This is a genomic window from Syntrophales bacterium, from assembly GCA_030018935.1.
In the GTDB taxonomy this organism is placed as follows: Bacteria; Desulfobacterota; Syntrophia; order Syntrophales; family CG2-30-49-12; genus CG2-30-49-12.
This window is the reverse complement of the sequence record JASEGZ010000056.1, coordinates 1-11,280: the sequence shown is the minus strand read 5'-3', so window position 1 is coordinate 11,280 and position 11,280 is coordinate 1. Positions and strand designations below refer to the sequence as shown.

Below are 11,280 nucleotides of genomic sequence, written 5' to 3'. Positions count from 1 at the left end.
TCAGTCACTTCAAGGGGTTACAACAATGCACCCCTGATTTGCTGTAAAAGAAAAGTTTAGTTCACTTTAGGCACTTCAAAAGGGAATAGTATGTCCCGTACTTCAGCAGACCTATTATTATACAATGCAGAGGTTATAACCCTCGATCAGGGACAACCCACTGCAGAAATGGTTGCCATCGGGGGCAATAGAATCCTTGGCGTTGGGGGTAGGGACTGCCTCGAGTTATACAGGGGGACAGAGACCATGCTTATTGACTGTGAAGGCAGGACGGTTGTCCCCGGTTTTATTGATGCCCATTGCCATCCACTCGCCTTTGCCACTACTCTCCTTTACGTCAATTGTTCACCTTCTGCGGTAAAAGACATCGCCGGTATCCAGGCGGGCATCCGCCGGCGCGCCGAACAGACCCCCGAGGAGAAGTGGGTGAGGGCGGCCCAGTACAATGAATCGTATCTTGACGAGAGGCGGCACCCGTATCGCCGGGAGCTGGATGAAGCTGCCCCTCGCCACCCGGTAATCCTGATCCACTACTCAGGCAGTATATGCGTGTTGAACAGTCTTGCCCTGCGGCTGATCGGTATCACCCGACAGACGCCGGACCCGCAGGGGGGACGCATCGGCCGGGATCAGGAAACGGGGGAACCAAACGGATTGATAGTGGGGAGGAATGAGCTGGTCGAGAAGGGGGTACCCCCTCTTGACGAAGAGGAACTGGAGGAAGGTGTGAAACTTACTTGCCAGGAATACCTCTCCTACGGGATCACATCCCTCCAGGATACAACCTGGTCGAACAGCTTCAGGCACTGGCAGATATTCCAACAGCTTAAAGAGCGTAATATAATGCCTGTGCGGATTTCTATGCTCACAGGTTACGATGGCATAGAGGAATTCAAAAGCAGAGGTTTGTCTACGGGAATGGGTAATGACCATTTACGTTTGGGAGGGATGAAGATTGCCCTCGATGAGAGTACCGGCTGTCCCCATCCGCCGCAGGAGGAACTGAACTATCACGCTCTTAAGGCACATGAAGCCGGTTTTCAACTGGCCTTCCATGTCAATGATGTCTACACGTTACAAACGGCGCTGACCTCTCTGGAGTTTGTTCTGCAAAAGTTTCCCCGGCCGGATCATCGCCACCGTCTGGAGCATTGCGCCATCTGCCCTCCCGGTTTACTGGACAGACTGGGAGAAAGCGGGGCCGTGATCGTTACCCAGCCACCGTTTCTCTACTATTTAGGCGGAAAGTACCTAGAGGCGGTTCCCCCTGCCCAGTTGGGTTGGATTTACCCGCTACGTTCATTTCAGAGGCGGGGTGTAAGGATAGCGGCCAGTTCAGATTCACCGGTGGTGCCCCTTAACCCCATGATGGGCATCTATGCCGCCGTAACCAGGAAAGTGGAAACGGGGCAAACTCTTGCACCATGGGAACAGCTCTTACCGGTGGAGGCACTGAAGATGTACACCCTCGAAGCCGCCTATGCCTCCTTTGATGATCCGGTTAAAGGCACTATCATCCCCGGGAAGCTTGCCGATCTGGTCGTCTTGAGCAACAATCCCCTTCAGGTGGATCGGGAAGGGATAAAGGAGATAAAGGTAATGTTGACCGTCCTTGACGGGAAGGTTGTATGGGAGAGATACTGATTTCTTGTTTGTCTCCCAGCGGTTTTGTTTGTGTTTCTGAATCGGGGGCGGTAGTCAGGATGAAGAAATTTTTCTTCTGGATTCTGACTTCTGACTCCTGAAGTAGTTACTTATGGAAAAATATCCGGGCTACATGATAGGCCATTCAATGTAAGGTTCTTTTATATCCACCATCGCGTTGACAATCAATTCAACCAATCCCGTGTAAGATATACCGCACTTTTCCCAGGCATTGTAATAATTGAATATCTCCCTCAGGGCACCTTTACAGTTCGAACAGGGGGCACAGACCATTTTTTTGATACTGGGGTCTATGACGTCCTGAAAAGCCTCGAGTATCTGTTTGAATTTCATTCTCCCTGAGACACTTGACCGCCAGTTGGGAAAATTCATGGAAGACATGATGGCAAACCCACTTCCGCCGCCGCAACAGTAATTTCTGACACCATGGGGCTCCATCTCCCTGAACTGGGGGCAGATCTTACGGATGATCTTTCTCTGGGGCTCCACCACGCCCATGAGCCTTACCATATTACAGGGATCGTGCAGCGTGACGGGAAATGCGTTTTTCTTCGGATCGAGGTTGAGTTTCCCGCTGCACACAAGGTCTTCCAACAGTGTCATGGAACTTTCTCTCGGGATATTGATTTCCTCGTTGATAATACGATCGGCAATAACGGAGATGGCCTTATGGGCATGGCCGCATTCCCCGATAACGATCTTTTTTACGCCGAGTTTCTTTGCAATCTGGGCATGTCTCACCGCTACCCTGGCAAACTGGACATCATCATACCACAGACCGTAATTGACGGCATCGTACCCCAACAGATCAGTGGATAATGTCCAGTTTAAACCTGCCGCCTCGAAGATGATCGCAAAAGCCATGGGATTTTCCGGCCATGACAGGTACTCACCGGCATTGTGGATGAGCAGTATATCCGCCCCTTCTTTATCTAAGGGGAATTTTATATCCAGTCCCGTCCTTTCTTTGATGTCATCTTCGAGGAATTCCAGGGTATCTTTTAAGGCAACGGGCATCAAACCGGTGCTCGATCCCTTTTTCAGGTGCTGAACGGAACCGAGGGTATGGATTTCCCCGGGGGCTATACCCATTTCCTGGCTGAAGATTTTTCTCAACTCGTGGGTTATCAAACCGTTATCCACACCGATCGGGCAGGTCTGGGCGCATCTCCGGCACAGGGTACATCGGTAGGCGAGTTCGGCCAACTTGGCAACCGTCGTCCAGTTTAGTTCGATATCATTGCCCGTAAATTTTGCCAGGAGTTTCCCGCTTTTTTTCAGATACTTGTTCGCTATCATCCGCAGGACTTCAGACCTGTAAGTGGGACGGTATATATCTTTCTTACCGCTTGAAATATATATGGGACAGGCGTCGTTGCATGTCTGACATTTAGCGCAATACTCCAGGGAGAGGGTAAGAGGCTGTAAAAACGTCCAGTTATTTTCCTTTGTGAGCAACTTTTCCAGGCCTGACAGGAATTTCCTGACAAGTTCATCCTCTTCCCCTTTTGTCGCCGGTCTGGGTATGCCAACGGCAAGGACACCATCAAGGGAGGTCTCGTATTTTTTTTTCTGGTCTTCTTTGAGTCTTTTAAAAGCCGGCTCATCTTCCCCCTTATCGTAGGGATAGGGTAATTTCATAAAATCTGCCGGATTGAGTTCAACCATCTGTTCCGATGGTCTGCTGATATCTTTAGGATTTATCTTTTCTGCCTTCATTATTTACTCAACCTCCTCTGTAGCGGTCTCAGCCCACGTTTTGCCGGGCTTGATATGGGGCGCTGACCAGTTTTGTCTGTAGTTTAAGACTTGTTTCACTTTTGCTTCCATGGCGCTTCCCCGCAAGTTTCTCTCATCATCCCAGCGTACCTTATCCCACATGAAATACTTGGCAAAGAAGTGCGTCATGTGGGTGAATGGCAGATACATGAGGAAAAGGGACAGAAGAATTATGTGCGCCAACACCAGAGAACTCTCAATGGTTACGGGACTAAAGGTAATCACGCCCTTTATGTAATCACGGAAGATGATAAATGAAGGGTCGGAAGAAGACCACGCGATCAAACCGGTCAAAAAAATCGAGAGGATAAACACCAGGTTAAAATAATCCTTGGGTGCGGCAAAGGATCGCAGATCGCTGTCGAAGATTCTAAACATAAGTAAACCGATACACCCCGCGACGCCCAGCACAAAACCGACGGCGCCGAAAATGACGGCAAAGGACTGGAGAAAGGTTGCGGGGGCGCTTTCCGGAGATAAGCCGGCGATATTAAGTATCGCACCGATTAAGAGCAGCACCAGCCAGCCAATTACGAGGTATATCCCGAAGTGGAAAGGAAATGATGCCCACCAGAGCTTTCTGTTATCGTGGTAAAGCCCTCTCACAAAAAGAATCTCCGGGACCATAAACTTAATCTGCCCGATAAATGACTTCTCCTTGGGCTTTTCCCACCAATTCACTTCTTCAAAGTAGGACCCCCCGTATTCACGTCCCTTTTCATGGGGAATGGGATAAAGTTCCCACCTTACGTGCAGCGGCATTCTCAAGTACTTTACAACTCTCGTCAGAATGCCCACGGCAAAAACTACGAGGGCCAGATAGGACAGCAACTGTAACAGCATTTTCACACCTCCTGTTGATATTAAGTCGTAAGTCGTAAGTCATAAGTCAAAAGACATATGACTGATGTTTTATGTCGTAAGTTGTAATGTATAGTTTTATTTTTAGGACAGCCGGTCTGCCCTTCTTGTTAAAAGTCCTTTGGCTTCTTTTCCTCCTGATAGTCTTGATGGAAGATCACTGAGGCAGATACTTTTCCCCCTGGCAAGAATGTAGGCATGCTCGTAACAGGGACGTCCCAGGGCCTCTTCTTTGGTGAAATCTGTAATTCTTTCCGATGCCCGGTTGAACCAGATAAAAACAATACTCAAACTGCTTTGTCATTCCCTATCTTTCCTTTTTTACATCGAGGGTGGGGGATATTATCGCTCTTTTCCCATTACTTACAGTGATAGAAGCCACAGGGAACGCATCTTTATAACACTTTCCCCAGAGAAAATCCAACAGAGAAAAGAAGAAATTAACCCTTGAAAAGACTTTTAAAAAATAGTAATTAGCACCCCTATCTGAAATAATAAAAAAGAACACCTGCCCTCTCTTACATCATGGGGATTGAAAGCGAACTGGAGAAGATTGGTACCGGCTCAAATCTGATGAGAGAGGTCTGATCGAGGGCAATAAATACACATTGAGGAGGAAACATGAGTGAGTTTTTGCGTATCTTAGAGTATGAGGTACAGATTGTAGCCCTGGCGTTCATGGGGACGGTTTACATCCTCCGCTTGATCTGGATGTTCAGATTCAAGGCTGGCAAAGAGATTACTGATCCTGTGGGCAATCCCCGCGTGGGAATAGCTTATTCGATGATGAATGTCGCCATGCCCTGGGCAATGGAAAGCGCACGGAAGAACTGGAACTTTTACGCCCAGTTTGTGATCTTCCATGTTGGAGTTGTGGCGGCAATCAGTGCGACATTTATTATTCCTTTCTGGCCGGGGGTATTTGAGATAAAAGCTCTAGTGCGCATTTTTCAGCTTGCGCTGGGGGCCGCCTTTGCAGTGGGGATAATAAGGCTGATCCGGCGTATTACCAGTCCGACGATGCGTCTTATCAGCACCCCGGACGACTACTTTTCGCTGGTATTGATGAGCTCGTTCTTCGCCTCGGGGGTTTTCGCCGTACCTAACGAGTATGAGGTAAGCGAGTGGCCTTTGATAATCTTTTTTATCATGACCACCTTTTTTTTGCTCTACGTTCCCTTTTCCAAGATTTCCCATTACCTCTATTATCCTTTCACGCGATATTTCCTGGGTAAGACCATGGGGCATCGTGGCGTATTTCCACGTAAGAGAGGCGGGGAAAGACCTGCTGGATTAGAAGGGTAAAGCAAATATCACAAGTAATGAAAGGAGAGCACCGTTGAACGAGAAAAGCATTAATATCTCCGATGTAATTAATTTGCCTCTGGATACAAAGGAGCAAAAGAAAGCAGTTGATAGTAAGACGCCTTGCGTTGTTGATGGACGTCTCAAGGTCTATAATCCGGACGAGGATAATGTAAAAAGATTGCTGGAGTTGCTGAAAAATAAGCTAAGCCGTCAGGTGGTAGGCTCAATGGTGGGTTGTGTCCATTGCGGTATGTGTTCCGATGCTTGCCATTATGCCCTGGTCCGGCCTTACGACCCGACCATGACCCCGGCTTACAAGGCCGATCAGATCAGGCACATCTTTAAGAGACATTTTGATTGGACCGGCCGTCTCGTCCCCTGGTGGGTGCACGCAGGAACCCCAAAGGATGATGAAGACTTAAAACGTCTCAAGAATATCGTCTTTGGAACCTGCACTGGTTGCCGGCGCTGCACCCTTAACTGCCCGATGGGTGTGGACACGGCGATTCTCGTTCGACTGACTAGGGGGCTTCTCACGGAACTGGGGATTGTGCCTGAGGGAGTCTTCGTAGTGAGTAAGGACTCATGGGAGACGGGTAACCAGATGGGGGTTACGCAGGAGGACTACCTCGAAACTATACAATGGATGGAGGAGGAGACCCAGGCCGAATTGGATGACCCCCATTTCAAGATCCCGATGGATAAGGAAGATTGCGATTTTATGTACACCATCAACCCTCGTGAGGTAAAGTACGACCCGCGCTCGATTGGCAATGCAGGCAAAATATTCTACTGTGCCGGAGAAAGCTGGACGATGCCAAGCTGGGGCTGGGATCAGACCAACTTCGGGCTCTTCTCAGGTGATGACAAGCTGGGTGGCTATATAGCCAAGAACCTCTACGAAGCGGCGAAACGCTTACGAGCCAAACGAATCGTTATCTCCGAGTGCGGTCATGGTTATCGGTCTACCCGGTGGGAAGGCTACAACTGGGCCAAATACAAACAGGATCTCCCCAGTGAGTCCGTTGTGGTCACCCTGATTCGTTACATAAATCAGGGACGAATAAAGGTAGACCCCTCCCGGAATCCTCTGCCGGTTACCTATCATGACTCCTGTAATATAGCCCGTTCCGGTGATCTTACGGAGGAGCCCCGCTGGATATTAAAGCGGGTCTGTGCCGATTTCCGCGAGATGTACCCCAACCGGTCGGACAACTTTTGCTGCACGGGTGGTGGTGGGGCCCTGTCCATGGTGGAGTACAAACCTCTCCGGATGGAGGTGGCAAGGATTAAGGCAGAGCAACTGACGGCTACGGGGGCCAAGATCGTCTGTACCAGTTGCCACAACTGCGTTGACGGCCTTACCGACGTGATTAAACACTATAAGCTTGACATAAAGGTTGCCCAGATTTTAGATTTGGTTGCGGATGCCTTGATTATTCCGAAAAAGAACGAGAAGAAATGAAATAACTTAGAAAGGTATAACACATGAAAGCAATTGGACTTTGTTCACACTATTCCCGTCAGGGTGACTGGGCATTTGATTACGCCTTTAGATTGGCCGGCAAGAAGGATATTCAGCTCAATATCTTCCACTGGTTGGAATCACCTTTCCGTTTCCGCCGGGAGATAGTTTACTTAGACGAGAAGAAGGAAAAACTGGTGCGGGTCACCGATGAATTTCAGGTCAAAAAGGAATATGAGCTACGTGAGTACTACGACTCCAGACTGGGAGACTTTGTCAAGGTGGGCTTCCGGCTATGTGAGGGGAATGAGGGGGCGGAACTTGCCCGTTGTCTGCATCGAAAAGAGTACGATCTCTTGGTATTAGGGTACGTTGAACGGGGTGCGGACTTTGGTGGCCAGCAGATCGAGCGATTCGCCGCTAACTTCAGGGTACCGGTGGTCATGGTGGGTCCCGACAAGCCCAATTCCTTCCACCTCAATAAGCGGGCGGTGGACATTGTTGATCAACTGGATATGAAGGAAGGAGAATGGTGTCTTATTGAGGCTTGAAAGAACCTGTCGTAAGTCGTAAGTCATAACTATGAAACCTTTGAAAAATTCTCACTATGAAAAAGGCGATAGCCCGGCTGATATGCGACCTGAAGGACAATGACTGTCATATACGTTTTGCCGCCGCCCGTACTCTCGGTGATATTGGCGCTGAGAACCCCATCATTGGCGATGCCTTAATCGAGGCCCTGAAGGACGCAATCTGGTTTGTTCGCCTGGCCGCACTGCAGACCATAAGGGAGATCAGGTCAGAGGCGCCCGTAATTATTGAGAAGATTACTCCCATGCTCAAGGATGAGCATGAAGACGTAAGAGAGTATGCAGCTTTTACCTTTGGTGACCTTGGGCCGAAGGCGGCGCCAGCAGTACCATCCCTCATTGGGGCACTTTCCGATACAGTCTGGTACGTAAGGGAAACGGTGGCCTGGGCACTGGGAGAGATCGGTCCCCTGGCCAGGGACGCCTGTGGTTGGCTTATCACCTGTTTGGCAGACGACGAGATAGAGGTACGTATCATGGCCGTGAGGGCTCTGGAGATGATAAGCCGGTCAGGTGACAGAGATGTGCTGGCAGCCCTGAAAGAAGCGGCCGGGGATGAAGGCCAGCCCCCGGAGGTAAGGGAGAAGGCACGGGAGGCACTGGCAAGGATCGGGAAATCAGGTAGGAATTGTCCACTGTAAACCACTCAAGGGGAAAAAGGAGGGAAAGATGGCCAGGAAAATCTTGATCATAGATGATGAGGAAGATGTAAGGACATATTTGAATTCCCTGCTCACCAATAACGGTTACGAGACGGAGGTGGCGACAGATGGAGAGGAAGGGTTCAGTAAAGTCAGTGAATTCCACCCTGACGTAGTCATTCTGGACATTATCATGCCAAACCAGAGTGGTGTCGGATTCTATCGTAAACTGAAAAAGAGCGAAGAGCATAAGAATGTTCCGGTGATTGTTCTTACGGGGGTTACCGCATATAAGGATTTTTTCGCCCGGGATCGCGGTGGACTGCCTAAGCCAGAGGAATTTGTTGAGAAACCATTCTCCACCGAAGAATTACTGGCTAAGATTGTAGCTTGCCTGAAATAGAACTCCAGCCAATTGGGTCAGGTGGGAACATGAATCGGATCAGCATCGAGGGATGGGAACCGACCCGACACGATTATCACCAGCTCTTTCGGAAAGTTCCCTGTTACATTTCTATACAAAATCCTGAATTGCGTATCATTCAGACCAACGACCTGTTTCGCCAGGATTTTGGCAAGCGGATAGGGGAGCTATGTTACGAGGTTTATAAGAGAAAAGCGGCCCCCTGCCCCGAATGCCCGGTAGCTAAGACATTCAGAGACGGTCAGATCCATGTGAGCGAAGAACAGGTGATTACCCGCGATGGTAGCGAGGCCTTTGTCATCGTCTATACCAGTCCTCTGCGGAATGAGGGGGGAGATATCGTGGCGGTGATGGAAATGTCCACCAACATCACCTCTGTCAAACGTCTGCAAACCGAGCTGACCATGATGGGACATACGGTGGCCACCATGGCACACGGCATCAAAAACATCCTTACCGGTCTCGATGGTGGAATCTACGTGGTAAATTCAGGGCTGAATAAAAAAGACCAAAAGGAGACCTTAAAAGGGTGGGATATCGTGCAGCGCAATGTAGCCCGGATTGCCGGCCTGGTAAAGGATATACTTTACTGTGCCAAAAAGCGTGAACATGAGCTTGGCCTCATCAATCCGAATCAGGTGGTTCAGGAGGTCTTCGACCTTTTTCGCGAAACGGCAGGGCGGGAAAAAATCGGGATGACGACAGATACTGACCCACAGCTTGGTCCGATATTGCTTAACGCTGAGGACCTGCACACCATTCTGAGTAACCTGGTCCACAATGCCCTGGATGCCTGCAAGTTCGATGCAAACCGGAAAGACCATCGGGTAATAGTAAAGACCTGCCTGGAGGGACCGATAGCGATTTTCGAGGTTTCTGATAACGGCCCGGGCCTGCCCCAGGGATGGGAAAATTATGTGTTTACCGAGGTCTTATCCACGAAGGAGCGCTATGGTACCGGTCTGGGACTGTTGGTCACCAAGAAAATCGTAGATGAACTCGGCGGGCAGATAACCGTTTCCTCTCATCCCGATGAAGGCACCACATTCCGTGTCTCCTTCCCTATGAAGCCGATTGTCCACTGTAGTCCCGCATCAAGCAAGCAAATGCTCACTCGATGAAGGTAAAAAACCCGTATGTACCCCCTCATTTTTTTTGATACCATATCCATCGGTGTACCACATGAGAGGGTATACAGACGTCTAGGATACCGGAAAGGCGTTACCATGATACTGTCCTGGCAGAAGGAGGAAGTAGAGCGATATATAGCAGATGCCCAGTCCCTGATTCACCTACAGGGTGCAGCGATACGGATGCCCGTCCAGGAAAGAGATACCGCCAGAGTTATCCTTTCCAACGATGTGGTATTTGAAAGTCGCCAACTGACTGCATTTCTTGAGCATTGCCGGGAGGTTGTCTTGATGGGCGCCACGGCGGGCAACGATATTATGAAGGCGATGGAGGGGGATACTACAAGTCACCATTTAACCCGGCGTGTCGTCTTTGATGCTACAGCCAGTGAAGCGGTTGATGCCTCCCTGGACTGGATCATGGATTATTTCAATCGGGAGCTGCGCAGAGAAAATAAGATGCTCACGCAAAAGCGTTACTCTGCCGGTTATGGCGATTTTTCGCTGGAAAATCAGAAAACGATACACCGCCTTTTGGAGCTTGACCGGATCGGCGTTAAGATCACGGCAAGTTGTATCCTTGTACCGGAAAAGTCTGTCACGGCCATTGCAGGCGTGAGACGGCTTTTTTAATGGAAGGCATGTCAGGAGCTGTTCCCTGGCGGTTTACGTGGACCTTTGCGTGAACGAGGGGGAGGGGTCATCAAATTTCTTTTGCAAGGATTATCGCTTCTGCTATCTCCCTCATAGACTTACGGAGGTTCATACTTTGTTTTTGTATCCTGTGAAATGCCTCCTCCCCTGAAAGTCCCCGATCTCGCATCAGTATATCCTTGGCCCGCTCCACCAACTTACGAGTCTCCAGTTCCTCTTGAATAACCTTGGTCTTGACCATTAATTCCGTGTTCTCAATGGCTATAGCTGCCTGATTGGCCACTGTGATTAGGACATTCACATCGGTCTCAGAAAAATTATAGGGAGCGGATGTATAACAGTTTATTACCCCTATCACTCTATCTTTTACCCTCATCGGGACGGAGAGCATCGAAACCAACCCCTCTTTTACGGCCAGTTCCTTCTCCTTATACCTCGGCTCTTTTTGTACATCCAGAATGACAACCGGTTTATTCTCTTTAGCGACATACCCTACCACCCCTTCTCCTAATTTCAGAGTACGTTCCTTTAAATACTCCTTGCTCATACTCTGCGTTACCCTGATCTTCAATGTCTTCTCCTTTTCATCAAGCAGCCACAGAGAACATATCTTTGAATTCATAACCTCTGCCGTAACTATCACGATCAAGCGCAGTATATCTTCCAGGTAAAGATCAGAGGCGATGGCCTCACTGATTTTTGAAAGGGCCTCTATCTGTTTGGTATAAGGTATTTTATTAGACCCTGTTGACATACCATGTTA

The 11,280-nt window shown here is 49.2% G+C and carries 12 protein-coding genes; 8 read left to right on the top strand and 4 right to left on the bottom strand.

Features of this window, described 5'->3' with window-relative positions; all coding sequences use genetic code 11:
* The first annotated feature begins 90 nt into the window (after positions 1 to 90).
* Complete coding sequence (locus QMD03_09130; protein MDI6777374.1) at positions 91 to 1,644, top strand: amidohydrolase; 1,554 nt, start codon at positions 91 to 93, stop codon at positions 1,642 to 1,644.
* A gap of 129 nt (positions 1,645 to 1,773) precedes the next feature.
* Here the strand turns inward: QMD03_09130 and QMD03_09125 are convergent, their stop codons facing one another.
* The 3 genes from QMD03_09125 to QMD03_09115 all read right to left on the bottom strand — a co-directional run bounded on the left by QMD03_09125 (position 1,774) and on the right by QMD03_09115 (position 4,596).
* Complete coding sequence (locus QMD03_09125) at positions 1,774 to 3,384, bottom strand: (Fe-S)-binding protein (GenBank protein MDI6777373.1); 1,611 nt, start codon at positions 3,382 to 3,384, stop codon at positions 1,774 to 1,776.
* A 3-nt stretch (positions 3,385 to 3,387) separates the two neighbouring features.
* The gene (locus QMD03_09120; GenBank protein ID MDI6777372.1) at positions 3,388 to 4,287 is read right to left on the bottom strand and encodes a respiratory nitrate reductase subunit gamma; all 900 of its coding nucleotides are present in this window, start codon (positions 4,285 to 4,287) and stop codon (positions 3,388 to 3,390) included.
* A 102-nt stretch (positions 4,288 to 4,389) separates the two neighbouring features.
* Positions 4,390 to 4,596, bottom strand: a complete 207-nt coding sequence (locus QMD03_09115; GenBank protein MDI6777371.1) for a hypothetical protein — start codon at positions 4,594 to 4,596, stop codon at positions 4,390 to 4,392.
* 330 nt (positions 4,597 to 4,926) lie between these two features.
* Between QMD03_09115 and QMD03_09110 the strand changes: the two genes are divergently transcribed.
* Genes QMD03_09110 through QMD03_09080 form a run of 7 tightly spaced genes read left to right on the top strand, consistent with a single transcriptional unit; the run spans position 4,927 to position 10,496 of the window.
* Positions 4,927 to 5,610, top strand: coding sequence for a hypothetical protein (locus QMD03_09110; protein MDI6777370.1), 684 nt, complete (start codon positions 4,927 to 4,929; stop codon positions 5,608 to 5,610).
* A gap of 34 nt (positions 5,611 to 5,644) precedes the next feature.
* Positions 5,645 to 7,078 (top strand): (Fe-S)-binding protein, encoded by a 1,434-nt coding sequence (locus QMD03_09105; protein MDI6777369.1) that lies wholly within the window; start codon positions 5,645 to 5,647, stop codon positions 7,076 to 7,078.
* Positions 7,079 to 7,101: 23 nt separating this feature from the next.
* Entirely contained in the window at positions 7,102 to 7,629 is a 528-nt protein-coding gene (locus tag QMD03_09100; protein ID MDI6777368.1) for a universal stress protein, read from the top strand.
* A gap of 56 nt (positions 7,630 to 7,685) precedes the next feature.
* Complete coding sequence (locus QMD03_09095) at positions 7,686 to 8,309, top strand: HEAT repeat domain-containing protein (GenBank protein MDI6777367.1); 624 nt, start codon at positions 7,686 to 7,688, stop codon at positions 8,307 to 8,309.
* A gap of 28 nt (positions 8,310 to 8,337) precedes the next feature.
* Positions 8,338 to 8,712: a response regulator gene (locus tag QMD03_09090; GenBank protein ID MDI6777366.1), complete on the top strand. Its 375-nt coding sequence runs from the start codon at positions 8,338 to 8,340 to the stop codon at positions 8,710 to 8,712.
* A 29-nt stretch (positions 8,713 to 8,741) separates the two neighbouring features.
* The gene (locus QMD03_09085; protein ID MDI6777365.1) at positions 8,742 to 9,854 is read left to right on the top strand and encodes an ATP-binding protein; all 1,113 of its coding nucleotides are present in this window, start codon (positions 8,742 to 8,744) and stop codon (positions 9,852 to 9,854) included.
* 15 nt (positions 9,855 to 9,869) lie between these two features.
* Positions 9,870 to 10,496: a hypothetical protein gene (locus QMD03_09080; protein ID MDI6777364.1), complete on the top strand. Its 627-nt coding sequence runs from the start codon at positions 9,870 to 9,872 to the stop codon at positions 10,494 to 10,496.
* 70 nt (positions 10,497 to 10,566) lie between these two features.
* Here QMD03_09080 and QMD03_09075 read toward each other — a convergent pair whose 3' ends face one another.
* On the bottom strand, positions 10,567 to 11,271 hold the full coding sequence (locus tag QMD03_09075) for a GAF and ANTAR domain-containing protein (protein MDI6777363.1): 705 nt from the start codon (positions 11,269 to 11,271) through the stop codon (positions 10,567 to 10,569).
* Positions 11,272 to 11,280 lie beyond the last annotated feature (9 nt).